We start from the raw sequence: 25816 nt of genomic DNA on the forward strand, positions 1-25816 counted from the left end.
TCAAACCTCAGGCCAGAATGCCCGGATCCCGGCCACACCCTGAGCCCCAGCGCCCCAAGCCTTTTCCCGCTCGGCCGGCCCAACCCCACCCAACAGAAACACCGGCTTGCTGAAGCCGCTGATCAACTGCGCGGCCTGCTCCCAACCCAACGGCTGCGCGTCAGGATGAGTCTGGGTCGGTTGCACCGGCGACAGCGTGACAAAATCTACATCCATCAATTCCGCCAGCGCCAGCTCTTCAGCGTTGTGGCACGACGCCGCCAACCAACGATCTTTAGGCAGCGGTCGACCTTTGCTGGCGTATTTACGCAATTGCGCCGAAGTCATGTGCCAGCCGGCTGAAGGAAAATCCCCCAACCATTCGAACGGGCCCTTGAGCATCAATTGCGCCTTGCCGGCACACAGGCCAACCGCATCCACCGCCAGGTCACGATACTTGGGGTCGTAGCCGTTGGGCGCACGCAGTTGAACCAGCTTGATGCCCCCGGCAATGGCTTTCTGAAGGCCACGCAACAGTGTCGGTGTTTCCAGCTCACCAGGAGTGATCAGGTACTCGGCAGGCAAACGCGCCGCAGCCACAATCGGCGCATTGGCCGCCGGGAACTCATAGTTCGGCAGGTCCCGGGGCGCCACCCATTCCAGCGGTTGCCCTTCCACACCATGGGGCTCGCCGGTAAAGGCCGAGACTTCCCAGACATCCAGCAACACCTGCTTGTCCGGGTAGTCATGCTGCACCTGGATCAGCGGCCGCACCGTGGTGACCTGGATACCCAGTTCTTCCTGCAATTCGCGGGACAGCGCGGTTGCGACCGACTCATCGGCCTCCACCTTGCCACCGGGAAACTCCCAAAGGCCGCCCTGATGCTGAGTGTCTGCGCGGCGCGCCAGCAAAATCCTGCCATCGACACCGCGGATCACCGCTGCTGCTACATGCACTCGTTTCACCGCGTTCATCCTCTCTGCGATCAGGTGCGGTATTCCGCGTTGATCTTCACGTACTCGTGGGACAGGTCAGTGGTCCAGATGGTTTCGCTGCAATCGCCGCGACCCAGCTCGATGCGGATGGTGATTTCTTCCTGCTGCATCACGGCCGAGCCCTGGGCTTCGGTGTAGGTTTCGGCACGCGCGCCACGGCTGGCGATGCAGACGTCACCGAGGAACACGTCGATCTTGCTCACGTCCAGGTCTGGCACGCCGGCACGACCGACGGCCGCAAGGATACGGCCCCAGTTCGGGTCGGAAGCAAACAGGGCGGTCTTGATCAGCGGCGAGTGCGCCACGGTGTAGCCCACGTCCAGGCATTCCTGGTGATTGCCGCCGCCGTTGACTTCTACGGTGACGAACTTGGTTGCGCCTTCGCCGTCACGCACGATGGCCTGGGCCACGTCCATGCACACTTCGAACACCGCCTGCTTCAACGCCGCGAACAGCGGGCCGCTGGCCTCGGTGATCTCCGGCAGGTTGGCCTGGCCGGTGGCGATCAGCATGCAGCAGTCGTTGGTCGAGGTGTCGCCATCGATGGTGATGCGGTTGAACGACTTGTTGGCGCCGTCGAGGATCAGGCTATGCAACACGTCGCGGGAGACTTTGGCGTCGGTGGCGATGTAGCCGAGCATGGTGGCCATGTTCGGACGGATCATGCCCGCGCCCTTGCTGATGCCGGTCACGGTGACGGTCACGCCATCATGCACGAACTGGCGGCTGGCGCCTTTTGGCAGGGTGTCGGTGGTCATGATGCCGGTGGCGGCGGCGGCCCAGTTATCCACAGACAGGTCGTCCAGCGCGGCTTGCAGTGCGCCTTCGATCTTCTCGACGGGCAGCGGCTCGCCGATCACGCCGGTGGAGTACGGCAGCACTTGGCTGGCGTCCACGCCAGTCAGTTGGGCCAGCTTGGCGCAGGTACGCGCAGCCGCTACCAGACCAGGCTCGCCGGTGCCGGCGTTGGCGTTGCCAGTGTTGGTCAGCAGGTAACGGATAGTCCCGGCAACACGCTGCTTGGCCAGGATCACCGGCGCGGCACAGAACGCGTTGAGGGTGAACACACCGGCGACGGTCGAGCCTTCGGCACAGCGCATCACCACCACATCCTTGCGCCCTGGGCGTTTGATGCCGGCCGAAGCGATACCGAGTTCAAAACCGGCAACCGGGTGCAAAGTGGGCAAAGGACCAAGACCAACAGCCATGAATGCGCTCCTTAAAAAATAGGTGATGTCTGTGCCGTCGTAAGCGACGGTGAAATTAATGGCAAAACGCCGCGACGGCACAGGCCGGTCGCGGCGCAAGGTGTTGCAGCGTCAGGGCGAAATCTTATTCGATCTGGCCGTGGCAGTGTTTGAACTTCTTGCCCGAACCGCAGTAGCACAGCTCGTTGCGGCCCAGTTTCTGGTCGTTGCGAACCGGGGTTTGAGCCAAGGCCACATCGACCTCTTCGCCCAACACCTCAGGGGCGTCCAGGCCCGGCGCTTCGTCGTGCTGGAACTGCATGCGCGCAGCCAGTGCCTCGGCTTCCTGGCGCAGGCGAGCTTCTTCCTCGATCGGGTCTTCGCGACGCACCTGAACGTGGGACAGCACGCGAATCGAATCGCGCTTGATCGAATCCAGCAGTTCGGAGAACAGCGTGAACGACTCGCGCTTGTACTCCTGCTTCGGGTTCTTCTGGGCGTAGCCGCGCAGGTGGATGCCGTGACGCAAGTGGTCCATGGTCGACAGGTGGTCTTTCCACAGGTCGTCCAGCACGCGCAGTACGATTTGCTTCTCGAAGGTGCGCAGTGCTTCGGCACTCGCCTGCTCTTCTTTCTCGTTGTACGCGGCCAGCAATTCGGCCATCAGTTTTTCGCGCAGGGTTTCTTCGTACAGGTGGTCGTCTTCGTCCAGCCATTGCTGAACCGGAAGATCCACGCCGAAATCGCTCTTCAACGCTGCTTCCAGACCGGCCACATCCCACTGCTCAGGCAGCGACTGTGGCGGAATGTGCGCGCTGACAGTGGCGTTGAGCACGTCCTGACGGAAATCGGCGATGGTCTCGCCAATGTTGTCGGCGGCCAGCAACGTGTTACGCATGTGATAGATCACTTTACGCTGTTCGTTGTTGACGTCATCGAACTCAAGCAGTTGCTTACGAATGTCGAAGTTGCGCCCTTCAACCTTGCGCTGCGCCTTCTCGATGGCGTTGGTCACCATGCGGTGCTCGATCGCTTCACCGGACTGCATGCCCAGGGCCTTCATGAAGTTCTTCACGCGGTCCGAGGCGAAGATGCGCATCAGGCTGTCTTCCAGGGACAGGTAGAAGCGGCTGGAGCCGGCGTCACCCTGGCGACCGGCACGGCCACGCAGCTGGTTGTCGATACGGCGCGATTCGTGACGCTCGGAAGCGATCACCTGCAAGCCACCGGATTCCAGCACGGCCTGGTGGCGTTTCTGCCAGTCGGCCTTGATCTGGGCGATCTGCTCGGGGCTCGGGTTGTCCAGGGCCGCGACTTCCACTTCCCAGTTGCCGCCCAACAGGATGTCGGTACCACGACCCGCCATGTTGGTGGCGATGGTCAGTGCGCCTGGGCGACCGGCCTGGGCGATGATCTCGGCTTCTTTTTCGTGGAACTTGGCGTTGAGGACCTTGTGCTCGATGCCTTCCTTGTTGAGCAGGTTCGATACGTGCTCGGAAGTCTCGATGGTGGCGGTACCCACCAGGATCGGGCGGCCCTTGGCCATGCCGTCCTTGATGTCGTTGATGATCGCCGCGTACTTCTCTTCGGCGGTCAGGAACACCAGGTCGTTGTAGTCCTTACGCGCCAGTGGCTTGTTCGGCGGGATAACCACCACCGACAGACCGTAGATCTGGTGGAATTCGAACGCTTCGGTGTCGGCCGTACCGGTCATGCCGGACAGTTTGTTGTACAGACGGAAGTAGTTCTGGAAGGTAGTGGACGCCAACGTCTGGCTTTCAGCCTGGATGTTGAGGTGTTCCTTCGCTTCGATGGCCTGGTGCAGGCCCTCGGACAGACGGCGGCCCGGCATGGTACGGCCGGTGTGCTCGTCGACCAGCACGACCTGGCCGTCCTGCACGATGTATTCAACGTTGCGATGGAACAGCTTGTGGGCACGCAGGCCGGCATACACGTGGGTCAGCAGGCCCAGGTTGTGCGCCGAGTACAGGCTTTCACCCTCGGCCAGCTCGCCGATCTGGGTCAGCATTTCTTCGACGAACTGGTGACCGGCTTCGTTGAGTTCGACCTGGCGGGTCTTCTCGTCGATGGTGAAATGACCTTCTTTGGTCACCACGCCTTCGACTTCCTCGATGTGCTGCTCCAGGCGCGGGATCAACTTGTTGATCTCGGTGTACAGGCGCGAGCTGTCTTCGGCCTGGCCAGAGATGATCAGCGGGGTACGGGCTTCGTCGATGAGGATGGAGTCGACTTCGTCGATCACGGCAAAGTTGAGTTCGCGCTGGAATTTTTCTTCCATGCTGAACGCCATGTTGTCGCGCAGGTAGTCGAAACCGAATTCGTTGTTGGTGCCGTAGGTGATGTCGGCGGCGTAGGCGGCGCGTTTCTCTTCCGGCGGCTGGAACGGCGTGACTACGCCGACGGTCAGGCCGAGGAATTCATACAGCGGGCGCATCCAGTTGGCGTCCCGGCGAGCCAGGTAGTCGTTCACCGTCACAACGTGCACGCCCTTGCCGGACAGTGCGTTGAGGTAAACACCCAGGGTTGCCACCAGGGTCTTGCCTTCACCGGTACGCATTTCGGCAATCATGCCTTCATGCAAGGTCATGCCGCCGATCAACTGGACGTCGAAGTGGCGCATGCCCATGACACGCTTGCCGGCTTCACGGGCGACCGCAAAGGCTTCGGGAAGCAGCTTGTCGAGGGTTTCACCTTTGGCTATGCGGGCCTTGAACTCTTCGGTCTTGGCGCGCAATTGCTCGTCCGAAAGGGCAACCATCTGCTCTTCGAAGGCATTGACCAGCTGCACCGTCTTGAGCATGCGTTTGACTTCGCGCTCATTCTTGCTTCCAAAAAGTTTCTTTAACAAAGGCGCAAACATATCGGCAGGTTCTTCCACACATAGGGATGGAGGGCGCACCGTGAGTGGCCCGAGCAGCCCTCACGGCCGCATGCGAACGCGCATTCTACCCGGAATCGTGGGTGAGGAAAGTGGCGTTGTTCCCCGATGCAGGCATGGGGCGGTGAGAGGGCTTGTTTAAAATAAGGGCTTTTACCGGAACTTCAACCCATGGAGCACAGAAGTTAACTATTGATTTCACGGGCTTTACCCCTTCAGCGCATGGCTTGGGGGCGTACAGGCGCTTTCTGCTAAGATGGCCGCTCTGTTACTTTAGGTGTCCAATAATGGCATTTCGCCCCCTTACAGCCCGCGCTCCCGGCGCGTTGCTTCGCGAAGCCAAGCCGTTGAAAGCCATCTTTGGCCATGCACAACGCCTGGGCCATCTGCAGCGCCTGGTCGAAAGCCAACTGCAACCGGCCGCACGTGAACATTGTCATGTGGCGTCGTGGCGCGAGGGCAACCTGCTACTCATTGTCACAGATGGCCATTGGGCCACCCGCCTGCGCTATCAACAGAAGCGCCTGCAACGTCAATTGATGGCATTTGATGAATTCGCCAGCCTGACGCGCATCCAGTTCAAGGTGCAACCGCCCACCGTCCAGCAGGGCGCGGTGGGGCACACCATGGATCTGTCGGAAAACGCGGCCGAAACCATTCAGGCAACGGCCGACGGGATCAGCGATCCAGGCCTGCGCGCAGCGCTTGAGCGGCTCGCCGCCCACGCCAAGCCCAAGGCCTGAGCCGTTACTTGCGCTTGCTGCCGCCAAGCAACGACCCCAGCAACCCCCGCACCAACTGCCGCCCCATCTGATTGGCAGCCTGCTGCATGGCGGATTTCAACGCCTTGCCCGCTGCCGTTCCCAGAAACGCTCCGGCCTTGTCGGTAAAACTCGGCTCTTCTTCGGCCGGCTTGGCCTCCTCGGTCGGCCCCAGCTCCTTGCGCGCCATCAGCACTTCGTAGGCTGATTCGCGATCGATCGGCTTGTCATAGCGCCCCTGCAACGGCGAACTGGCGATCAATGCCACGCGTTCAACCTCGCTCAACGGCCCGATCCGCGATTGCGGCGGCGCAACCAACACGCGCTGGACGACTTCCGGCGTGCCTTTTTCCTGCAAGGTGCCCACCAACGCCTCACCCGTGCCCAACTCGGTCAGTACCGCCAGAGCATCGAACGCGGGGTTCGGTCGGAAACCATCTGCCACCGCCCGCAGAGACTTCTGCTCTTTGGTGGTGAACGCGCGCAGGCCGTGCTGGATACGCAGGCCGAGCTGCGCGAGCACCGTGTCCGGCAGGTCACCCGGGGACTGGGTGACGAAGTACACCCCCACCCCTTTCGAACGAATCAGCCGCACCACCTGTTCCAAGCGCTCTTGCAGGGCGCTGGGCGTGTCGGCGAACAACAAGTGCGCCTCATCGAAAAACAGCGCCAGCAGCGGTTTGTCTGCATCGCCACGCTCTGGCAGTTGTTCGAACAACTCCGCCAGCAGCCACAACAGGAACGTCGCGTAGACCTTCGGCGCCTCGTGTACCAGGCGGCTGGCGTCCAGCAGGTGGATGCGCCCCCGTCCGTCGCTGGCGGGTTGCAGAATATCTTCAAGTTGCAGGGCCGGTTCGCCAAACAAGGCTTCGGCGCCCTGCTGCTCCAACACCGCCAGGCGCCGTAACAGCGCCTGGCTGGAGCCGGTGGTCATCAACGCGGCATCTTCGCCCAGCAACTCCGGGTGATAACGCAAGTGGTTGAGCAGCGCCTTGAGGTCCTTCAAGTCCAGCAACAACAGACCTTCGCGGTCGGCCACCTTGAATGTCGCGTAGAGCGCCGATTGTTGGCTGTCCGTCAGCTCCAACAGGGCGCCAAGCAACAACGGGCCCATTTCGCTGATGGTGGTGCGCAACGGATGACCGGACTGCCCGTGTATATCCCACAACGTGACCGGATAAGCCTTGGCGGTGTAGTTAAGGAAAGGCATGCCGGCAATGCGCTCGGCCACTTTGCCCTGGGGGTTGGCGGCGGCACCCAGGCCACACAGATCGCCCTTGATGTCAGCGGCAAACACCGCCACACCGGCATCGCTGAACGCCTCGGCCAGACGCTGCAAGGTGACGGTCTTGCCCGTGCCGGTGGCGCCGGCGATAAGCCCGTGGCGATTGCCCAGGCGCATGGCCTGGGCGATGGGCTGGCCTTCAAGGTCTGCGCCGATCAGGAGTTGCGTGGAGTCAGACATTTTGTCTCCCATGATTAAGCTTTAATAGCGCGAGGTCGATACAGACAGATGTGAGACCCACAAAGTCTAAAAATAGGTCAGATAATTCCCACAGGAGCCAGCGGAGCTATCACAAGCAATATCACACCTTTTTTGACGCTGCCATTCTGCGCCTCCCACAAGGACGCGCATCGGATATTAAGACCTTAGCGGACCCTACAAGCCATGAATAAAAATCTACGCTTCAGCCACAAAATCCTGCTTGCAGCCTCCCTTATCGTCGTCGCCGCATTCGCGCTGTTTACCCTCTACAACGACTACCTGCAACGCAACGCCATTCGCAACGACCTCAACAGCTACCTGAATGAAATGGGCGACGTCACCGCAGGCAACATTCAAACCTGGCTCACCGGGCGCATTGCCCTGGTGGAAAACGCCGCACAGAACATCGCCATCAACCCCGAGCCGAGTGTGGTCGGCAGCCTGCTGGATCAGAAAACCCTGACCTCCTCGTTCATGGCAACCTACGTAGGCGACAGCACGGGCGCCTTCACCATCCGCCCCGACACCAAAATGCCGGACGGCTTCGACCCCCGCGTTCGCCCCTGGTACAAGGGCGCCCAGAGCAGTAACGGTTCGACCCTGACCGAACCCTACATCGACGCCGCTACTGGCAAATTGATCATTTCCATCGCCACCCCCAGCATCAAGTCCGGCCAAAGCATCGGCGTCGTGGGCGGTGACCTGAGCCTGCAAACCCTGGTGGACAACATTGGCGCGCTGGACCTGGGCGGCATGGGCTACGCCTTCCTGGTCAGTGCCGACGGCAAGGTCCTGGTGCACCCGGACAAAAACCTGGTGATGAAGACCCTGGCCGACGTCTACCCCAAAAACACCCCGAAAATCAGCAGCGACTTCAGCGAGGTCGAGGCCAACGGCAAGGACAACATCGTCACCTTCACACCGATCAAAGGCTTGCCGTCGGTGAACTGGTATCTCGGCATTTCGGTGGATAAAGACAAAGCCTTCGCCATGCTCAGCGAATTTCGCACCTCGGCGGTGATCGCCACCCTCATTGCCGTGGTGATCATCATCGCCTTGCTTGGCATGCTGATCCGTGTGCTGCTGCAACCGTTGCACCTGATGACCCGCGCCATGCAGGACATCGCCGATGGCGAAGGCGACCTGACGCGCCGCCTGACCATCCAGAACCACGACGAATTCGGCACCCTGGGCAACGCGTTCAACCGCTTCGTCGAGCGTATTCATACGTCGATCCGCGAAGTGTCCTCGGCCACCGGGCAGGTCAATGAAGTGGCCCTGCGCGTGGTCAGCGCGTCCAACTCATCCATGGTCAATTCCGACGAACAGGCCAGCCGCACCAACAGCGTGGCTGCCGCCATCAATCAACTGGGGGCCGCAGCCCAGGAAATCGCCCGTAACGCCGCGCAGGCCTCCAGCCAGGCCAGCGATGCGCGCAGCCTGGCGGAAGATGGTCAGCAAGTGGTGGAGCGCAACATCAAGGCGATGACGCAGCTATCGGCGATGATCAGCGCTTCGAGCACCAATATCGAAGCACTTAACAGCAAAACGGTGAACATCGGGCAAATTCTCGAAGTCATCACCAGCATCTCCCAGCAAACCAACCTGCTGGCGCTCAACGCCGCCATCGAAGCCGCCCGCGCCGGGGAAGCTGGCCGTGGCTTTGCCGTGGTCGCCGATGAAGTGCGCAACCTGGCCCATCGCACCCAGGAATCGGCGCAACAGGTGCAAACCATGATCGAAGAGCTGCAAGTCGGTGCGCGGGACTCGGTCAGCACCATGAGCGAAAGCCAGCGTCACAGCCAGGACAGCGTGGAGATTGCCAACCTCGCCGGCGAACGCCTGAACAGCGTGACCCAACGTATCGGCGAAATCGACGGCATGAACCAGTCGGTCGCCACCGCCACCGAGGAACAGACCTCGGTGGTGGAGTCGATCAACATGGACATCACCGAAATCAACACCCTCAACCAGGAAGGTGTGGAAAACCTGCAGTCAACCTTGCGTGCCTGTGCCGACCTTGAGCAACAGGCCGGGCGGCTCAAGCAGTTGGTCGGCAGCTTCCGCATCTGACCCGTGTGCAGGCTTGCCCTGCTCACGCGCCCACAGTTCGGCGGCACCGGGAAAATCGGTGCCGTCCTCGCTGTCGAGGTCATCCGGGTCATAGCGGCTCAAACAACCCTCCCCCAGCGTAGCCGGGGCTTTGGATGTGGCTTTGTCCAACGGATCGCTCATGGTCCACTCCTTGAGGGCAGGCAAAAAAAAAGGGCCTGGGACGATTTAACGCCCAGGCCCTTCATTCTTCAATCACCACTCGGTGATCAGAACACCACAGTCTTGTTACCGTGAACCAGCACGCGGTCTTCCAAGTGGTAACGCAGGCCACGGGCCAACACCATCTTCTCGACGTCACGGCCGAAACGCACCATGTCTTCGATGCTGTCGCTGTGGCTCACGCGGACCACGTCCTGCTCAATGATCGGGCCGGCGTCCAGCTCTTCGGTCACGTAGTGGCAGGTCGCACCAATCAACTTCACACCACGCAGCGATGCCTGGTGATACGGCTTGGCGCCGACAAACGACGGCAGGAAGCTGTGGTGGATATTGATCACCTTGCCAGCGTAGGCACTGCACAGCTCCGGCGGCAGGATCTGCATGTAGCGCGCCAGCACCACGACGTCGGCTTCGTGCTGTTTGACCAGGCGGGACACCTCGGCGAACGCGGGTTCCTTGTCCTGCGGGTTGACCGGCACGTGGTAGTACGGAATGCCATGCCACTCAACCATGCTGCGCAGGTCGTCGTGGTTGGAAATCACGCAGGCGATCTCGCAGTCCAGCTCATCGCTGTGCCAGCGGTGCAGCAAGTCCGCCAGGCAGTGGGATTCGCGGCTGGCCATCAGCACCACGCGTTTTTTCTGCTCGGTGTCGGTGATGTGCCAGCTCATCGAAAACTCTTCGGCAATCGGCGCAAACGCCTCGCGGAAGGCATCAAGGCCAAAGGGCAGCGAGTCGGCACGAATCTCGTGACGCATGAAGAACCAACCGCTGAGATTGTCCGAGTGATGGCTCGCCTCGGTGATCCAGCCGTTGTGGGAGGCCAGAAAATTACTGACTTTGGCAACGATACCAACCCGGTCCGGGCAAGCAATCACCAGCCGAAAAGTGCGCATTAGGGGAAAACTCCAGAACTTCGCAAAGGCCGCCATTCTAGCCACTACGCAGAAAAACTGCAGTATCCGTCGAGGCTTATTCTGGTGGCCTGGCACCGATACGCCCCTTAATAGCGTAAGGTTTTACCAGCGCTATATGAACGCTCACGCGCAAAATCGGGCAATTATGCTTTTCTTACGTAGATTATCTTTGCCGCGTATGCCCTATTAATTAACTCCAACGCATTGCATTGCCACAAACATTCAACGCAATTCACATAAATACACCCTTAAATGTTTACTTGAGGATTTGGCCTGACTATTATTGCCCCACTTCCTGTCAATCAGCGCTCTACATAAGGTAGTCCACATGTCCCTGATCAACGAATACCGTGCCACCGAAGAAGCTATCAAAGAGCTGCAAGCCCGCTTGAAGAACCTGTCCCAAGACGACAAGCTGCAAACTGAGCTGGAATTCGAAGGCAAACTGCGCACCCTGATGGGTGAATACTCCAAGTCCCTGCGTGACATCATCGCGCTGCTGGACCCAGAGTCGAAAGTTAAGGCTCCACGTGGCGCCGTGAAAACTACCGGTACCAAACGTGCTCGCAAGGTCAAGCAATACAAGAACCCACACAACGGCGAAGTGATTGAAACCAAAGGTGGCAACCACAAGACTCTGAAAGAGTGGAAAGCCAAGTGGGGCGGTGACGTGGTTGAAGGTTGGGCTACCCTGCTGGGCTAAGCCCCATCGGGCTGCGGCCTGATACGCGACACTATGAAAACGCCAGCTCGCTGGCGTTTTTTATTGCCTGAAAATACTCTAGGGCCCCGATTACAAATTGAACCGGGCCGCTAAAGCGTCGGCATATTCCTGCCACTGCGCCAACACCTGCAACTGATACGGCGTGGCACTTGCCGCCAACTCCAGGCGTGCCTGATTAAATCCCTCAAGGGTAATCGGCGCGCCCAGCTCAGCGTCCGACAAACGCTGCTGGCAAAATAATTTCCAGCGTTGTTGCTCCTCGTTATTCAAGGTCTCGGGAAAGTTGCGCGCACGGTAGCGAAATAATAATTCGGGCAGGCGATGATCGTCGAACGGCCACTGCTGATGTGCTAGTTGCGCAGGTTCAGCGTTGCGTACTTGTTCACATAAGCGCCGATCGCGATCGCCGATAAAACCATCATAAAGCTGCTGCTCCGGGTCTGTTGTCGGCGCGAATTCTTCCTCGGCATAAATGCTCGCCAACTTGTCGCGCCAAACTTGCTGTGCGTCAGTTAGCCGCAGCGCGCGCGCCTGGTAACTGTCCATATCCAAGTGCAAGCGTTCACGATCTTGCGCCCGCAACACATTCAACGGAGCCACCACCGGGCAGCGATTGATGTGCAGCAATTTGAGGGGCACAGGCAGTTCCCCGTCAGCGAGTTCGCCACGCCGCGTGTAGAGGCGCTGACGCAAGGTTTCGGCATCAAGGTCCAGCAAGCCTTGAGGGTCGAGACCCAGGTCACAGACGATCAACGCATTGCGATTGCGTGGGTGCCAAGCCAATGGCAACACAACGCCCAGGTAATGACGCTCGGCCGAAAAACGTCCGGAGATATGCACCATCGGCTGCAACAGGCGCACCTGGTCCATCACCCGCTGTTTGCTGCGCAACTGGAACAGCCAGTCATACAGCTTGGGCTGTTTCTCCCGTATCAACCGGGCCAGCGCAATGGTGGCACGCACGTCGGACAAGGCATCGTGGGCCTGGCCATGATCAATCCCGTTGGCGGCGGTCAGGCGTTCAAGCTTGAGCGTGACACGGCCGTCCTGCTGCGGCCATTCGATACCTTCCGGACGCAGGGCGTAGGCGGTGCGCACCACGTCGATCAAGTCCCAGCGACTGTTGCCGCCTTGCCACTCGCGGGCATAAGGGTCGAAGAAGTTGCGATACAGGCTGTAGCGCGTCATTTCATCGTCGAACCGCAAGGTGTTGTAACCGGCCCCGCAAGTACCGGGGGCAGCCAGTTCGGCGTGCACCCGCGTCATGAAGTCGGCCTCGGCCAAGCCTTTTTGCGCCAGGATGCCGGGGGTGATGCCGGTAATCGCACATGCAGCAGGATGCGGCAGAATGTCGTCGCTGGGTTGGCAGTATAGGTTGACCGGCGGCCCGATCTCGTTCAGTTCAAGATCGGTGCGGATACCGGCGACCTGAAGGGGGCGATCGCTGCGCGGATTGATGCCGGTGGTTTCATAGTCGTACCAGAAAATGGAGGTCACGGGCTGTTCCTGTGCTGAAGATCGGCAAAGTCTAGGCGCTGCAAGGCATTCGAAGCCAGCGCCATCGACCCTGTACAAACATCCAGTAAAACCTTGAATGGTTGCTTCCAGCGCCGACACTGCTAGGATCCGTCTCTCTCAGCCACACTGCACTGCCAAGGATCGCGATGCCATCAGCCCCATTGGACACCCGTTACCAGATCGAGACCCCGGAGGGCATCGACCTGCCGTTGCGCCCAGCCGGCCTGGTACCCCGTGCATTGGCCTTCGGGTTCGACCTGGGCCTGCGTGGGCTGGTCATGGGAATCCTCGTCGTGCCCCTGGCGCTGCTCGGCAATATCGGCATCGGCATCGGTTCGCTGCTGCTGTTCCTGGTCAGCTGGTGGTACATGGTGCTGTTCGAAGTGCTCAACCAGGGCTGCTCCCCCGGCAAGCAGGTGATGGGCTTGCGCGTGGTACAGGATGACGGCACGCCCATCGGCTGGTCCGCCTCGTTGATCCGCAACCTGCTGCGCTTTGTCGACATGCTGCCTTTCGGCTACTTTCTCGGGGCCATCAGTTGCCTGCAGCACCCCCATTTCAAACGACTCGGCGACCTCGCCGCCGGTACGCTGGTGATCTACCGCGAGCATCCCCTGCCCCGTCCCAATGTCCCCGCGGCTGCGGCCTTGCGCCTGCCCTTTGCCTTGGACCTCAGCGAGCAACGCGCCATCCTTGGTTTTGCCGAACGCCAGGGTGAGTTGTCGGCCGAGCGGGTCCACGAACTGGCCTCCATTCTCGCCACGCCCCTGCAAGTGTCGCCGGCACGTGCCGCCGAACAACTCAACGGCGTGGCTCGCGGCCTGTTGGGGCCAACATGAAACAGAGCCTGTTCGAAAGCCGTTACCAGCCGCAATGGCATGCCTTCGCCGAACAACTGACCCAGCTGGAACAAGGCAAGGCCAAGGCCGCTGACGTGACCGACTTCCCCCACCAGTATCGGCGCCTGTGCCAACACCTCGCCCTGGCTCAGGAGCGCGGCTACAGCAGTTATCTGGTGGACCCCCTGCAACAACTGGCCTTGCGTGGCCATCAACAGCTCTACCGCCATCGCAGCCAATTGGGCGCAAAGGTCCTGAGTTTTATCCTGGCCGACTTCCCACGCCTGGTTCGCGCGCAGTGGCGCTTTGTATTGGTTGCCAGCCTGCTGTTCTTCGGCAGCCTGGCCGGTGTAGCACTGCTGGTGTACCTGTTTCCCGACCTGATCTACAGCATCGTCGGCCCCCAGCAGGTAGCCGAGATGCACAGCATGTACAACCCCGAGGCCAGCCGCCTCGGGCGCGCGGCCGAACGTGCTTCCAGCGAAGACTGGATGATGTTTGGCTACTACGTGATGCATAACATCGGTATCGCGTTCCAGACCTTCGCCGCCGGTTTGTTGCTGGGGCTGGGCAGTGTGTTCTTCCTGATATTCAACGGCCTGATCATCGGTGCGATCTCCGGCCACCTCACCGAAATAGGCTTTGGCCAGACGTTCTGGTCCTTTGTGATCGGTCATGGCGCCTTCGAACTCAGCGCCATCGCCCTGGCCGGCGCGGCGGGGCTGCAACTGGGCTGGGCATTGATCGCCCCGGGTCAACTGACGCGAGGCGAATCCCTGCGGCTGGCGGCGCATCAAAGCGTGCAGATGCTGTGCGGCGTGATGGTGTTCCTGCTGATAGCCGCGTTCATCGAAGCCTATTGGTCTTCCACCACCAGCGTTGCGCCCTGGCTCAAATACCTGGTGGGCACCCTGCTCTGGTTGCTGGTGGCCGCTTACCTGATCTTTGCCGGACGGACTCGCCATGCGCCTGAGTAATGCCAGCGTGGTGATCCGCCCCCGCACGCCATGGGAAGCCATGGACCTTGGAGTACGGATGGCCCAGGAACATCGCTGGCTGCTGATGGGCAGTTGGGCGATGGTGACCTTGCCGGTTTTCGCGTTGCTGACCGCACTGTTCTGGAAGTATCCCTCCACGGCTGTGTTGGTGTTCTGGTGGCTGAAGCCGGCCTTTGATCGTCTGCCGCTGTATATCTTGTCGAAAGCCCTGTTCGCAGAGACACCCAGCGCCAGGCAGGCCGTCAGCCAATGGCCGCGACTGCTCAAAGGCCAGCTATTGGCCAGCCTGACCTGGCGGCGACTCAGCCTGAGTCGCAGCTTTTTGATGCCGGTCAGTCAACTCGAAGGCCTGGATGGTCCCGACCGCCAAAAACGCTTGGGCGTCTTGCAGCAACGCAGCGCCTGGGCCGGACGCTGGCTGACCATTATTGGGGTGCATCTGGAAATAGGCCTGTGGTTCGGCTGCATGGCCCTGTTCTATCTACTCATCCCCCAGCAGCTCGAACTGGATTGGGACTGGCAGCGAATGGCACTGGCCACGGGTTCCGAGGGGCTCTGGCTGGAACACGTGGGCAATGCCTTCTATGCCCTTATCCTGGTGTTCTGGGAGCCGATGTATGTCGCGTGCGGCTTCAGCCTGTACCTCAACCGCCGTACCGTGCTGGAGGCTTGGGACCTGGAGCTGGTATTCCGCCGCCTGCGCGAACGCCTGAGCAGCGTAGTGCCGTTGTTGGTGCTGGTGACGGTGCTGGCCCTGAGCCCATTCAGCGGCCACGCCATGGCCGAGGACGCCTCCCCGCCCAAACCAGTGACAACCCAGGCCGCCAGCCAGTCGATCAAGGCATTGCTGGAGAAGCCACCGTTCAAAAATCCAGAAACCGTCACGCGCTATCGTTTCGGCGATGAGAAACCCGCCACTAAGAGCAAGGCACACGGCGACGGCAAACTGCCGGCCTGGTTGCGGGCATGGCTGGACAACCTCAACGGCAATACCCTCAAACACGTCGCCTTGGGCATGGAAGTGCTGCTGTGGAGCCTGTTGGCCGCCGGTATTGCCCTGCTCATCTGGCGCTATCGCGATTGGCTGCACGCCTTTGTCAGCCGGCGCCGCTCACGCCAACCAAAACCCGCCAAACCGATACCCACGCAACTGTTCGGCCTGGAACTGGGCGTCGAGACCTTGCCCGACGACATCGCCAGCACGGCCGAGCAACTTTGGCCCACACAGCCACGGGAAGCACTAGGCCTGCTCTATCGAGGTTTGCTTAGCCGGTTGCTGCATGACTTCAACCTGCCACTGAAAAGCGCCGATACGGAAGGCCAGGTCCTGGAACGCATCCATCGGCTGCAACAGCCGCACTTGCTGGCATTCAGCGATGAGCTGACCCGGCACTGGCAAAACCTCGCGTACGGCCACCGCCTGCCCCCGGCCCAGGCTCAACAGCAACTGTGCAGTGATTGGCGCACCTTGTTCAACGCGGGGGCAGCCCGATGAAACGGACTTTACTGTGGGTCATCGTAGCGCTGCTGACGTGCCTGCTGGGGGCAGGCCTTGTCTATGTCGGAAACAAAGCGATCCCCTACGATGAAGTCATAGACCGCGGCCCCTCACCCGAGGCCGCAGCCAACCCCTACCTGGCAGCGGAACACTTTTTACGCCAGCAAGGCCTGGGCGTCGAACACGCCAATAGCCTTGAGAGGCTGAAGACCCTGCCAGCCAAAAACAACAGCCTGCTGTTGCTGGGCGAGCGCAGCAACATGACACCACGCCAGGCCGAGCAGCTGTTGGACTGGGCCAGGTCCGGCGGCCATCTGCTATTGGTGGCTGAAGCGCTCTGGGATGAAGAAACCGGCAACAGCGGCGACTTGCTGCTGGATCACCTGCAGATTCACCAGGCATTGAGCGACGAACCTGACGAGCCCGTACCTGCGCGAAAACAGAAATCGCCAGACCTGACCAAGCTCTATGTCGACAACGAAACCGCACCGGCCTATTTCAGTTTCGATACCGACTTCAACCTCACCGACCCCAAGCATCTGGCACAGTTTTCTGCCAATAGCGCCCAGTCCATCCACCTGATGCAACTCAATCTCGGGCATGGTCGTGTGACGGTGATCACCGACAGCGACCTGTGGAAAAACCCGAACATCGGCAAGCACGACAACGCCTGGCTGCTGTGGTATCTCAACCAAGGCACCGCGGTGACCCTGCTGTTCAACAGCGACGTGGACAACCTGTTCACCCTGTTGCTGCGCTACTTCCCCCAGGCGTTGGTGGCACTCGCTGCGCTGCTCGCCCTGGCACTCTGGCACGTCGGCATGCGCCAAGGTCCGATACAAGCGCCGGCCCCCAAGGCACGCCGGCAACTGCAAGAACACCTGAACGCGAGCGCCGACTTCCTGCTCCGCCGCGGCGGCCAGGGTGCTTTGCTGCGTGCGTTGCAGCGCGACATCCTGCGCGCCGCAAGGCGGCGTCACCCAGGTTTTGAACACCTCGACTCCGCAGAACAGCAGCAGGTGCTCGAACACCTGACGCGCCAACCTTCTCACGTCATCAGCCAGGCCCTCGGCCCCCTCCCGGCAAAACGGCTATCCAGCGCCGATTTCAGCCGTCAGGTGGCCAGCCTGCAAACTCTCAGGAACGCCCTATGAGCGAATATTCCCCGGCAACTGCCCTGACGACCGAAAGCCTGCAAAAGGCCAGTCGGCAGGCACAGGCCCTGCGTGTCGAACTACGTAAAGCGGTCATTGGCCAGGATCAGGTGATCGATGATGTCCTCACATCGCTGATCGCCGGCGGCCATGTCTTGCTCGAAGGCGTTCCCGGCCTGGGCAAGACCTTGCTGGTGCGCGCCCTTGCGCGGTGTTTCGGTGGAGAATTCGCGCGTATCCAGTTCACCCCGGACCTGATGCCCAGCGACGTCACCGGCCATGCCGTGTACGACCTGCACACTGAGCAGTTCAAGTTGCGAAAGGGGCCGTTGTTTACCCATCTGCTGCTGGCTGACGAGATCAACCGCGCCCCGGCCAAGACCCAGGCGGCGCTGCTCGAAGCCATGCAAGAACGTCAGGTCACCCTTGAAGGCGAAGCGCTGCCCATCGGCCAACCCTTCATGGTGCTGGCGACCCAGAACCCGATCGAACAGGAAGGCACCTACCCCCTGCCCGAAGCCGAGCTGGACCGCTTCATGCTGAAAGTCCGCATGGACTACCCCGATGCACAACAAGAGCTGGACATGGTGCGCGAAGTGACGCGCTCATCCCGCGCCGACATGCTTGATGTACAGCCCCTGCGTACCGTGTTGCAGGCTGAAGATGTGCTGCAATTGCAACAGATCGCCAGCGAACTGCCCCTCGACGAGCAGGTACTCGACTATGCCGTGCGCCTGGCACGCGCCACCCGCAGTTGGCCAGGATTGACCATTGGCGCCGGCCCCCGGGCGTCCATCGCCCTGGTACGCGGCGCCCGGGCCAGGGCCCTGTTGCGCGGCGGTGAGTTTGTCACCCCGGATGACATCAAGGGCTGCGCCCTGGCGGTATTGCGCCATCGGGTGCGTATCGCCCCCGAACTGGACATCGACGGATTGGACGTGGACCAGGTGCTAAAGCAAATGCTCGACCAGATCCCGGCACCTCGGCAATGAACCGCCCATGAAACCGACCCGCCTGCTGTTGACCTGGCTCGCAGTACTGCTTGGCCTGAACACCCTGCTCGGCGCGGCGACCGCGTTGCAGTTCAAGGTGCCCGACACCCTGTACTCGATAGCCTGGGGCCTGCTGCTGGCGCTTTTGCTACTGGCGTTGCTGGATGCCGCGCGCCTGCGCCGTCGCCCTTCCCCACGCGTGCAACGGCAGATGCCAGGCAGCCTGGCGCTGGGCCGCTGGGGCGAGGTGCGCCTGACGCTGGAACACGACTCGCCACAGCCCCTGACCGTGCAGGTATTCGACCATGCTCCCGACGGCCTGAGCGTAGAGAACATGCCGCAGTCCATCGCGCTGCGACCAGGTGAACGCAGTGAGCTGGGGTATCGCCTGCGCCCCTTGCGGCGCGGGCATTTCACTTTCACTCGTTGCGAGGTGCACCTGCCGAGCCACCTTGGGCTATGGGCGGTGCGGCGCTTGATCGACGTCAACGACGCCACACGTGTCTACCCGGATTTCGCCCGACTCTATGGTGCACAGCTCCTGGGAGTGGACAACTGGCTGAGCCAGTTGGGCGTTCGGCAGCATCAGCGACGCGGATTGGGGCTGGAGTTTCATCAACTGCGCGAATTTCGCGAGGGCGACAGCCTGCGCCAGATCGACTGGAAGGCGACTGCACGGCAACGCACACCGATCGCCCGGGAATATCAGGATGAGCGCGACCAACAAATCGTGTTCTTGCTTGATTGCGGCCGACGCATGCGCAGCCAGGACGACGAGCTGTCGCACTTCGACCATGCGCTGAATGCCTGCCTGCTGCTCAGCTATGTAGCCTTGCGCCAGGGCGATGCGGTGGGCTTATGCACCTTTGCCGGTGAACAGTCGCGCTACCTGGCACCGGTCAAGGGCAGCAGCCAGTTGAACCTGCTGCTCAACGCAGTCTACGACCTGGACACGACACGACGCACAGCCGACTACGAGGCCGCGGCCAGCCAACTGCTGGCCCGACAAAAACGCCGCGCCCTGGTGATTGTGGTCACCAACCTTCGGGATGAGGACGATGAGGCTTTGTTGACCGCGGCCAAGCGCATCGGCCGCCAACACCGGGTGCTGGTGGCCAGCCTGCGCGAGGAAGTACTCGACCAACTGCGCCAGGTCCCCGTGCAAACCTTGCCCGAAGCCCTGGCCTACAGCGGCACCGTCGACTACCTCAATACCCGGGATGAACTGCATGACCGCTTGAGCGCCCATGGCCTGTCGGTATTGGACACTCCACCATCGGAGCTTGGCCCAGCCCTGGTGACACGCTACCTGGGCTGGAAGAAAGCGGGCGTACTCTGAGAACAGAGCGCACGGCCTCGGCAAGGGGCAGTCCCCAACCGGGCCGACAGCACGCGATAGCTAGGCTGAAGCCTGCAAAGGATCGAAACTGAAGTAATGCATCAATACGCTGATCAGTTGCCCATATTCCTCGGGCGCCTGGAGCACCCTGAACCCGGAATCGTAATGCTGCGGGTTGATGTCTTCATGACTCCACAAGCAGGTCGCCGTCAGGTCAATGGCCTCAAAGGTGTCGCCAGGCACGGGAATCTTCAAGCGCAACTCGAAGTCCGCGTCGACCATCATGGGCAGCAGGCTGATCAACATAAGCCCGTCTGCCGAGACGTTACCCAAAAAGCCGATGGGCTTGTCAGTGAGGCGGTTGAATACTTGCAGAAAACAAGGTAGCTGATGCCGCTCGATCCGTCGGTCAGTAAACATGGTGAGATCGCCATCCAATGGCCATTAATCTGGCCGTGCCAGTGATTCGGAACGAGCGCGTATCTCTCGCTCTCCCTGGATATCGGAGTGACAACATACAACCTTGTGTCACCAGACAACTGCCGAATCCGGGTCATTCATTCGTTCGAATAGAAACTTGTACAAACGAACATCCGAAGGATAGCCCAAGACTGGCAACGGGCCAGTTATTAAATGACGAATGTCATCATAGCGAGGCCGGGCGCGTCTGGGCGGTGCTTGCTCCAGGGTAGTGCCCTAGCTGTTGCAAGGTATCGAGCCGCGCGCGGGCACGGTAGGCGTACTCACTCGACGGATACTGATTGATGATGAACTGATAGGTCTGCACAGCGTCGACAAACAATTTCTGGCGCTCCAGGCACTGCCCACGCAACATCGAGACCTCCGGCTGCACATAACGCCGGGTACGGCTCTCGCGGTCGACCTGGGACAATTCCAGGGTGACGCGCTCGCAATCGCCGACCTTGTAGGCGCGATAAGCGTTGTTCAAATGGTGGTCCATCGACCAGCGGGTGCAGCCGACAACACTGACGGCCAGGGCGGCAACGAGCAAAATTCGCATGAGGGTTCTCCTGTCTTGTGCAATGTATCGACCCCTCGTCGAAAATCTTCAAGGTTGTTCGTAATCAGCCGCCGCGAAAACAAGTCAATCGTCGATAAGTAGTGCAAACGAACAATGACTACAACGAAAGAGCATAGTAGCCTTCCTCAGCGCTTGAACTCAGGAGTCTGTGCATGTCCGTCCGTCGTACCAAAATCGTCGCCACCCTTGGCCCGGCCAGCAACTCGCCGGAAGTCCTCGAACAGCTGATTCTGGCTGGTTTGGACGTCGCCCGTCTGAACTTCTCCCACGGCACCCCGGACGAGCACAAGGCTCGTGCCAAGCTGGTGCGTGACCTCGCGGCCAAGCATGGCCGTTTCGTGGCGTTGCTGGGTGACCTGCAAGGCCCGAAAATCCGTATCGCCAAATTCGCCAACAAGCGCATCGAGCTGAAGATCGGTGACCAGTTCACCTTCTCCACCAGCCACCCGCTGACCGAAGGCAACCAGCAAGTCGTGGGTATCGATTACCCGGACCTGGTCAAGGATTGCGGCGTCGGCGACGAACTGCTGCTGGATGACGGCCGCGTGGTCATGCGCGTCGACACCGCTACCCCGACCGAACTGCACTGCACCGTGATTATCGGCGGCCCGCTGTCGGACCACAAAGGCATCAACCGGCGCGGCGGTGGTCTGACCGCTCCTGCCCTGACTGAAAAAGACAAGGCCGACATCAAGCTCGCCGCTGAAATGGAAGTGGACTACCTCGCCGTGTCCTTCCCGCGCGACGCAGCCGACATGGAATACGCCCGTAAACTGCGCGACGAAGCCGGCGGCACCGCCTGGCTGGTGGCGAAGATCGAACGCGCCGAAGCCGTGGCCGATGACGAAACCCTCGATGGCCTGATCAAGGCTTCCGACGCCGTGATGGTTGCCCGTGGCGACCTCGGTGTGGAAATCGGTGACGCCGAGCTGATCGGTATCCAGAAGAAGATCATCCTGCACGCACGCCGCCACAACAAAGCGGTGATCGTGGCGACCCAGATGATGGAGTCGATGATCCAGAACCCGATGCCGACCCGCGCCGAAGTGTCCGACGTGGCCAACGCCGTGCTCGACTACACCGACGCCGTGATGCTCTCGGCTGAAAGTGCCGCCGGCCCGTACCCACTGGAAGCCGTGCAAGCGATGGCGCGTATCTGCGTCGGCGCTGAAAAGCACCCGACCAGCAAGACCTCCAGCCACCGCATCGGCAAAGAGTTTGAAAGCTGCGACCAGAGCATCGCCCTGGCGGCCATGTACACCGCCAACCACTTCCCGGGCGTGAAGGCGATCATCGCCTTGACCGAAAGTGGCTACACGCCGTTGATCATGTCGCGCATCCGTTCTTCGGTGCCGATCTACGCGTTCACCCCACACCGCGAAGCCCAGGCCCGCGCGGCGATGTTCCGTGGTGTGTACACCGTGCCGTTCGACCCGGCATCGCTGCCGCCGCACGAAGTCAGCCAGGCGGCCATCGACGAGTTGGTCAAGCGCGGCGTCGTGGAAAAAGGCGACTGGGTCATCCTGACCAAGGGCGACAGCTACCACACCACTGGCGGCACCAACGGCATGAAGATTCTGCACGTTGGCGACCCAATGGTCTGAGTGACTGCTGAATGAAAAAGCCCCGACTGGTTCGGGGCTTTTTTATGCCTGGGTTTTTGTGTGGCGACAGAGGACCTCATCGCGGGCAAGCCCGCTCCCACAGTTTGACCGCGATCCCCTTGAGGCCAGACCAATCACCCAAGCATCATCGCCCAGTGATAAAGGCCGACAACGCCGCAACCGCCTCCGGCGACCTCAACCGCTGGGTAAACAACGCGCCCTCCTCCTCAATCACCCGCCGCAACTGCTCGCGATCCACGCTTTTCATCAACTGCTTGGTCACCTGCACCGCCCCCGGCGCCAGCGTCTCGAAACGCGCAGCCACTTCCCGCGCCTTGGCCAACGCCGCTTCGCCACTGCCCAGCGCCTCGGTCGCAATCCCCCACGCCGCCGCCTGCTCACCGCTGAACCCCTCACCCAACAGCAACAGTTCTGCCGCCTTCGCATGCCCCAGCAGTCGCGGCAGGATCAGGCTCGAGCCAAACTCCGGACACAGCCCCAGGTTGACGAACGGCATGCGCAACCGCGCATCCCGGCTGACATAGACCAGGTCGCAATGCAGCAATAGCGTGGTGCCGATCCCCACCGCCGCGCCCGCCACTGCGGCGATCACCGGTTTGCGGCAGTTGAGCAGGCTTTGCATGAAGTGAAACGGCGGGCTGTCGAGGTCGGCAGGCGGTTGCTCGAGGAAGTCACCGATGTCATTGCCGGCGGTAAAACACTCGCTGCTGCCCTGGATCAGCACCGCATGAATGGCTGGATCTGCATCGGCCAACTCCAGCGCCTTGGCCAACTGTGTGTACATCCCACGGGTCAGGGCGTTTTTCTTGTCGGGGCGATTGAGCTGCAAGGTCAGCAGCCCACGTTCGCGGTGCTGCAGGATGGCGTCGGTCATGGCGATTCTCGCGGCTGTGGAGTTCAGCGCTCAACCACGGGGCAGGAACACGTCGGCCAGCAGTTGATTGCGCGGCAGGCCCGCCAGGAACAGGCGCTTGGAGAACGCGTCGACATGGGCGGGGTGTCCGCAGAGTAAGGCCAAGGTTTGCCGCGAAACAAGCCGCAGTTGCGCCAATGCCTGGGTCGCCTGCGCCGCCGTCCACAGCTCCACCGTCAAGTTCGGATGCTGCGCGGCCAGCGCTGCCAGGGGTTCGGCCAGGTAATGCCCGGCGACATCATGGGCCTGGTGAATCACGCGGATGGCGCCCTGGTGATCCTGGCGCAGCGCCTCACGCAATACCCCCCACAATGGGCCCAGGCCCGTGCCCGACGCCAGCAGCCACAACGGTCGGGCTTGCCAGTCCGGATCATATTGCAACGCGCCGCCACGCAACTCGCCCAGACGCAAACCGTCGCCGAGTTGCAACTGACGGGCAATATCGGTGAATTCCCCAGGCTGACGGCAGTCGAGGTGAAACTCCAGGAACGGGTCCTCCTGCGGCAAACTCGCCAGCGAGTAAGGCCGCGCCACCTGCCCCGCCCACACCACCAGATGCTGGCCGGCGCGATAGCGCAGCCCACGTTCCGGTTGCAGACGCAGGCGCAGCACCGTCGAGCTCAACCAATCGACGCCCACGACCTGCGCCGCCAAACCGTCACGCACCGGATCAAAGGTTTCGACACGCAGATCCGCGCTGACTTGGCACTGACAGGCCAACCGCCAACCCTCCAGGCGTTGGGCCGGGCTCAAGGCATCCGGCTGCCGATCGGAAACCTCGCCGGTACACCGCACCAGACACGCATGGCAACTGCCGGCGCGGCAACTGTAGGGCACCGCCACACCCGCCTGATTCAACGCATCCAACAGATTGCTGCCGGTGGCGACCGACCAGTGGCGTTCGCCGACGTGCAGTTCAGGCATATAAAGGTCTCAATCACAGGGGATGGGCACAGGGAATCATGCCTGCGACAGTTTGACCATAGTCGGGTGTATCGGCCACCGTGCCGGGTTATACTGCCGCGCCTTTTTAGCGTCGCGCCTGCACCATTGGCGTGCCTTGGAAAGGTGGCTTCAGCCGACCGATGCACCCCACTGAAGCCACCTTTATTGAATGTTCCCTTATAGAGGAGCGCGACTCATGACCGTGATCAAGCAAGACGACCTGATTCAGAGCGTTGCCGACGCCCTGCAATTCATTTCCTACTACCACCCCGTTGATTTCATCCAGGCCATGCACGAAGCCTACCTGCGCGAAGAATCGCCAGCGGCCCGTGACTCCATCGCCCAGATCCTGATCAACTCGCGCATGTGCGCCACCGGCCATCGCCCGATCTGCCAGGACACCGGTATCGTTACCGTGTTCGTGCGCGTAGGCATGGACGTACGTTGGGATGGCGCCACCATGGGCCTGGACGACATGATCAACGAAGGCGTGCGTCGCGCCTACAACCTGCCGGAAAACGTCCTGCGTGCATCGATCCTCGCCGACCCGGCAGGCGCGCGTAAAAACACCAAGGACAACACCCCTGCGGTCATCCACTACTCCATCGTCCCGGGTAACACCGTGGAAGTGGACGTGGCGGCCAAGGGTGGCGGTTCCGAGAACAAATCGAAAATGGCCATGCTCAACCCGTCCGACTCGATCGTCGACTGGGTGCTCAAGACCGTTCCGACCATGGGCGCCGGCTGGTGCCCACCGGGCATGCTCGGTATCGGCATCGGCGGCACCGCCGAGAAAGCCGCGGTGATGGCCAAGGAAGTGTTGATGGAATCCATCGACATCCACGAGCTGAAAAAGCGCGGCCCGCAGAACCGTATCGAAGAGATGCGCCTGGAGCTGTTCGAGAAGGTCAACCAACTGGGCATCGGCGCCCAGGGCCTGGGTGGCCTGACCACCGTGCTCGACGTGAAGATCATGGACTACCCGACCCACGCTGCCTCCCTGCCGGTGTGCATGATCCCCAACTGCGCCGCCACCCGTCACGCGCACTTCGTGCTCGACGGTTCGGGCCCGGCGTCGCTGGAAGCGCCACCGCTGGACGCCTACCCGGAAATCGTCTGGGAAGCCGGCCCATCGGCCCGTCGCGTCAACCTCGACACCCTGACCCCGGAAGAAGTGCAGAGCTGGCAGCCGGGCGAAACCGTGTTGCTCAACGGCAAAATGCTCACCGGCCGCGACGCCGCGCACAAGCGCATGGTCGAGATGCTGAACAAGGGCGAAACCCTGCCGGTGGACCTCAAGGGTCGTTTCATCTACTACGTCGGCCCGGTTGATCCGGTGCGCGAAGAAGTGGTTGGCCCGGCTGGCCCGACCACCGCGACGCGGATGGACAAGTTCACCCGCCAGATCCTCGAGCAAACCGGCCTGTTGGGCATGATCGGCAAATCCGAGCGCGGCCCGACTGCGATCGAAGCGATCAAGGACCACAAGGCCGTGTACCTGATGGCCGTCGGCGGTGCTGCCTACCTGGTGGCGCAAGCCATCAAGAAGTCGCGCGTGGTTGCGTTCGCCGAACTGGGTATGGAAGCGATCTACGAGTTCGACGTCAAAGACATGCCGGTCACCGTTGCAGTCGACAGCAAGGGCGAATCCGTGCACATCACCGGTCCTGCCATCTGGCAGAAAAAGATCAGTGAAAGCCTGGCGGTAGAAGTGCAATAAGCACTTTCCT

22 protein-coding genes and 1 pseudogene are annotated in these 25816 nt (G+C 61.2%); 12 read left to right on the forward strand and 11 right to left on the reverse strand.

Features of this window, described 5'->3' with window-relative positions; genetic code table 11:
• The 3 genes from AC3ISR_RS22555 to secA form a co-directional block, all read right to left on the reverse strand.
• Complete coding sequence (locus AC3ISR_RS22555; RefSeq protein WP_463984105.1) at positions 1-945, reverse strand: Nudix family hydrolase; 945 nt, start codon at positions 943-945, stop codon at positions 1-3.
• Between the two features lie 20 nt (positions 946-965).
• Positions 966-2183, reverse strand: a complete 1218-nt coding sequence (gene argJ, locus AC3ISR_RS22560; protein ID WP_192299438.1) for a bifunctional glutamate N-acetyltransferase/amino-acid acetyltransferase ArgJ — start codon at positions 2181-2183, stop codon at positions 966-968.
• Between the two features lie 124 nt (positions 2184-2307).
• Positions 2308-5043, reverse strand: a complete 2736-nt coding sequence (secA, locus tag AC3ISR_RS22565; RefSeq protein WP_192299439.1) for a preprotein translocase subunit SecA — start codon at positions 5041-5043, stop codon at positions 2308-2310.
• Positions 5044-5348: 305 nt separating this feature from the next.
• Between secA and AC3ISR_RS22570 the strand changes: the two genes are divergently transcribed.
• Complete coding sequence (locus AC3ISR_RS22570) at positions 5349-5804, forward strand: DUF721 domain-containing protein (protein ID WP_192299440.1); 456 nt, start codon at positions 5349-5351, stop codon at positions 5802-5804.
• A 4-nt stretch (positions 5805-5808) separates the two neighbouring features.
• On the opposite strand, the gene AC3ISR_RS22575 is transcribed toward AC3ISR_RS22570, so the two are convergent.
• A complete protein-coding gene (locus AC3ISR_RS22575; RefSeq protein WP_489324491.1) occupies positions 5809-7287 on the reverse strand; it encodes a helicase HerA-like domain-containing protein in 1479 nt (492 codons plus the stop codon).
• Between the two features lie 204 nt (positions 7288-7491).
• Here AC3ISR_RS22575 and AC3ISR_RS22580 point away from each other — a divergent pair.
• Positions 7492-8523: pseudogene (locus AC3ISR_RS22580) on the forward strand (cache domain-containing protein); the annotation flags it as partial.
• 93 nt (positions 8524-8616) lie between these two features.
• Positions 8617-9381 (forward strand): methyl-accepting chemotaxis protein, encoded by a 765-nt coding sequence (locus tag AC3ISR_RS22585; RefSeq protein WP_412547877.1) that lies wholly within the window; start codon positions 8617-8619, stop codon positions 9379-9381.
• Here the strand turns inward: AC3ISR_RS22585 and AC3ISR_RS22590 are convergent.
• Both AC3ISR_RS22590 and purU read right to left on the reverse strand, forming a co-directional pair.
• Positions 9304-9543, reverse strand: a complete 240-nt coding sequence (locus AC3ISR_RS22590) for a hypothetical protein (RefSeq protein ID WP_192299579.1) — start codon at positions 9541-9543, stop codon at positions 9304-9306. The two genes, AC3ISR_RS22585 and AC3ISR_RS22590, sit on opposite strands and share 78 nt — an antisense overlap.
• An 86-nt stretch (positions 9544-9629) precedes the next feature.
• Positions 9630-10478, reverse strand: coding sequence for a formyltetrahydrofolate deformylase (gene purU / locus AC3ISR_RS22595; protein ID WP_192299443.1), 849 nt, complete (start codon positions 10476-10478; stop codon positions 9630-9632).
• 349 nt (positions 10479-10827) lie between these two features.
• Between purU and mvaT the strand changes: the two genes are divergently transcribed.
• Entirely contained in the window at positions 10828-11202 is a 375-nt protein-coding gene (gene mvaT, locus AC3ISR_RS22600) for a histone-like nucleoid-structuring protein MvaT (RefSeq protein WP_005790963.1), read from the forward strand.
• A gap of 90 nt (positions 11203-11292) precedes the next feature.
• Here the strand turns inward: mvaT and sbcB are convergent, their stop codons facing one another.
• On the reverse strand, positions 11293-12720 hold the full coding sequence (gene sbcB / locus AC3ISR_RS22605) for an exodeoxyribonuclease I (RefSeq protein ID WP_463984107.1): 1428 nt from the start codon (positions 12718-12720) through the stop codon (positions 11293-11295).
• A gap of 167 nt (positions 12721-12887) precedes the next feature.
• Here sbcB and AC3ISR_RS22610 point away from each other — a divergent pair, with 167 nt between their 5' ends.
• The 6 genes from AC3ISR_RS22610 to AC3ISR_RS22635 are packed head-to-tail and all read left to right on the forward strand — an operon-like array spanning position 12888 to position 19561.
• A complete protein-coding gene (locus AC3ISR_RS22610) occupies positions 12888-13580 on the forward strand; it encodes an RDD family protein (protein ID WP_192299445.1) in 693 nt (230 codons plus the stop codon).
• Positions 13577-14557, forward strand: coding sequence for a stage II sporulation protein M (locus tag AC3ISR_RS22615; RefSeq protein WP_192299446.1), 981 nt, complete (start codon positions 13577-13579; stop codon positions 14555-14557). Before AC3ISR_RS22610 ends, AC3ISR_RS22615 begins: the two co-directional genes overlap by 4 nt.
• Positions 14544-16073 (forward strand): DUF4129 domain-containing protein, encoded by a 1530-nt coding sequence (locus AC3ISR_RS22620; RefSeq protein WP_463984108.1) that lies wholly within the window; start codon positions 14544-14546, stop codon positions 16071-16073. Before AC3ISR_RS22615 ends, AC3ISR_RS22620 begins: the two co-directional genes overlap by 14 nt.
• Entirely contained in the window at positions 16070-17230 is a 1161-nt protein-coding gene (locus AC3ISR_RS22625) for a DUF4350 domain-containing protein (protein WP_463984109.1), read from the forward strand. Before AC3ISR_RS22620 ends, AC3ISR_RS22625 begins: the two co-directional genes overlap by 4 nt.
• Positions 17227-18222 carry an AAA family ATPase gene (locus tag AC3ISR_RS22630; protein ID WP_192299467.1) on the forward strand — a complete coding sequence of 332 codons (996 nt, stop codon included), beginning with the start codon at positions 17227-17229 and terminating at the stop codon, positions 18220-18222. Before AC3ISR_RS22625 ends, AC3ISR_RS22630 begins: the two co-directional genes overlap by 4 nt.
• Positions 18223-18229: 7 nt before the next feature.
• Complete coding sequence (locus AC3ISR_RS22635; protein ID WP_192299468.1) at positions 18230-19561, forward strand: DUF58 domain-containing protein; 1332 nt, start codon at positions 18230-18232, stop codon at positions 19559-19561.
• 60 nt (positions 19562-19621) lie between these two features.
• On the opposite strand, the gene AC3ISR_RS22640 is transcribed toward AC3ISR_RS22635, so the two are convergent.
• Positions 19622-19981: a PilZ domain-containing protein gene (locus AC3ISR_RS22640; protein ID WP_192299469.1), complete on the reverse strand. Its 360-nt coding sequence runs from the start codon at positions 19979-19981 to the stop codon at positions 19622-19624.
• A gap of 226 nt (positions 19982-20207) precedes the next feature.
• Positions 20208-20582, reverse strand: a complete 375-nt coding sequence (locus tag AC3ISR_RS22645) for a tol-pal system YbgF family protein (protein ID WP_192299470.1) — start codon at positions 20580-20582, stop codon at positions 20208-20210.
• Positions 20583-20755: 173 nt separating this feature from the next.
• Here AC3ISR_RS22645 and pyk point away from each other — a divergent pair, with 173 nt between their 5' ends.
• The gene (gene pyk, locus AC3ISR_RS22650; RefSeq protein WP_192299471.1) at positions 20756-22207 is read left to right on the forward strand and encodes a pyruvate kinase; all 1452 of its coding nucleotides are present in this window, start codon (positions 20756-20758) and stop codon (positions 22205-22207) included.
• Between the two features lie 145 nt (positions 22208-22352).
• Here the strand turns inward: pyk and AC3ISR_RS22655 are convergent, their stop codons facing one another.
• Both AC3ISR_RS22655 and AC3ISR_RS22660 read right to left on the reverse strand, forming a co-directional pair.
• Positions 22353-23102, reverse strand: a complete 750-nt coding sequence (locus AC3ISR_RS22655) for an enoyl-CoA hydratase-related protein (RefSeq protein ID WP_192299472.1) — start codon at positions 23100-23102, stop codon at positions 22353-22355.
• Positions 23103-23132: 30 nt separating this feature from the next.
• Positions 23133-24065 carry an iron-sulfur-binding ferredoxin reductase gene (locus AC3ISR_RS22660; protein ID WP_192299473.1) on the reverse strand — a complete coding sequence of 311 codons (933 nt, stop codon included), beginning with the start codon at positions 24063-24065 and terminating at the stop codon, positions 23133-23135.
• Between the two features lie 217 nt (positions 24066-24282).
• Between AC3ISR_RS22660 and AC3ISR_RS22665 the strand changes: the two genes are divergently transcribed.
• Positions 24283-25806, forward strand: coding sequence for a fumarate hydratase (locus tag AC3ISR_RS22665; protein ID WP_016971118.1), 1524 nt, complete (start codon positions 24283-24285; stop codon positions 25804-25806).
• The last annotated feature ends 10 nt before the right edge of the window (positions 25807-25816 follow it).

Source organism: Pseudomonas sp. GL_117 (assembly GCF_057835125.1).

Coding starts and splice junctions, on each gene's coding strand:
- argJ (WP_192299438.1), bottom strand. CDS start 2,183: ATGGCTGTTGGTCTTGGTCCTTTGCCCACTTTGCACCCGGTTGCCGGT.
- secA (WP_192299439.1), bottom strand. CDS start 5,043: ATGTTTGCGCCTTTGTTAAAGAAACTTTTTGGAAGCAAGAATGAGCGC.
- AC3ISR_RS22570 (WP_192299440.1), top strand. CDS start 5,349: ATGGCATTTCGCCCCCTTACAGCCCGCGCTCCCGGCGCGTTGCTTCGC.
- AC3ISR_RS22575 (WP_489324491.1), bottom strand. CDS start 7,287: ATGTCTGACTCCACGCAACTCCTGATCGGCGCAGACCTTGAAGGCCAG.
- AC3ISR_RS22585 (WP_412547877.1), top strand. CDS start 8,617: ATGGTCAATTCCGACGAACAGGCCAGCCGCACCAACAGCGTGGCTGCC.
- AC3ISR_RS22590 (WP_192299579.1), bottom strand. CDS start 9,543: ATGAGCGATCCGTTGGACAAAGCCACATCCAAAGCCCCGGCTACGCTG.
- purU (WP_192299443.1), bottom strand. CDS start 10,478: ATGCGCACTTTTCGGCTGGTGATTGCTTGCCCGGACCGGGTTGGTATC.
- mvaT (WP_005790963.1), top strand. CDS start 10,828: ATGTCCCTGATCAACGAATACCGTGCCACCGAAGAAGCTATCAAAGAG.
- AC3ISR_RS22610 (WP_192299445.1), top strand. CDS start 12,888: ATGCCATCAGCCCCATTGGACACCCGTTACCAGATCGAGACCCCGGAG.
- AC3ISR_RS22615 (WP_192299446.1), top strand. CDS start 13,577: ATGAAACAGAGCCTGTTCGAAAGCCGTTACCAGCCGCAATGGCATGCC.
- AC3ISR_RS22620 (WP_463984108.1), top strand. CDS start 14,544: ATGCGCCTGAGTAATGCCAGCGTGGTGATCCGCCCCCGCACGCCATGG.
- AC3ISR_RS22625 (WP_463984109.1), top strand. CDS start 16,070: ATGAAACGGACTTTACTGTGGGTCATCGTAGCGCTGCTGACGTGCCTG.
- AC3ISR_RS22630 (WP_192299467.1), top strand. CDS start 17,227: ATGAGCGAATATTCCCCGGCAACTGCCCTGACGACCGAAAGCCTGCAA.
- AC3ISR_RS22635 (WP_192299468.1), top strand. CDS start 18,230: ATGAAACCGACCCGCCTGCTGTTGACCTGGCTCGCAGTACTGCTTGGC.
- AC3ISR_RS22640 (WP_192299469.1), bottom strand. CDS start 19,981: ATGTTTACTGACCGACGGATCGAGCGGCATCAGCTACCTTGTTTTCTG.
- AC3ISR_RS22645 (WP_192299470.1), bottom strand. CDS start 20,582: ATGCGAATTTTGCTCGTTGCCGCCCTGGCCGTCAGTGTTGTCGGCTGC.
- pyk (WP_192299471.1), top strand. CDS start 20,756: ATGTCCGTCCGTCGTACCAAAATCGTCGCCACCCTTGGCCCGGCCAGC.
- AC3ISR_RS22655 (WP_192299472.1), bottom strand. CDS start 23,102: ATGACCGACGCCATCCTGCAGCACCGCGAACGTGGGCTGCTGACCTTG.
- AC3ISR_RS22660 (WP_192299473.1), bottom strand. CDS start 24,065: ATGCCTGAACTGCACGTCGGCGAACGCCACTGGTCGGTCGCCACCGGC.
- AC3ISR_RS22665 (WP_016971118.1), top strand. CDS start 24,283: ATGACCGTGATCAAGCAAGACGACCTGATTCAGAGCGTTGCCGACGCC.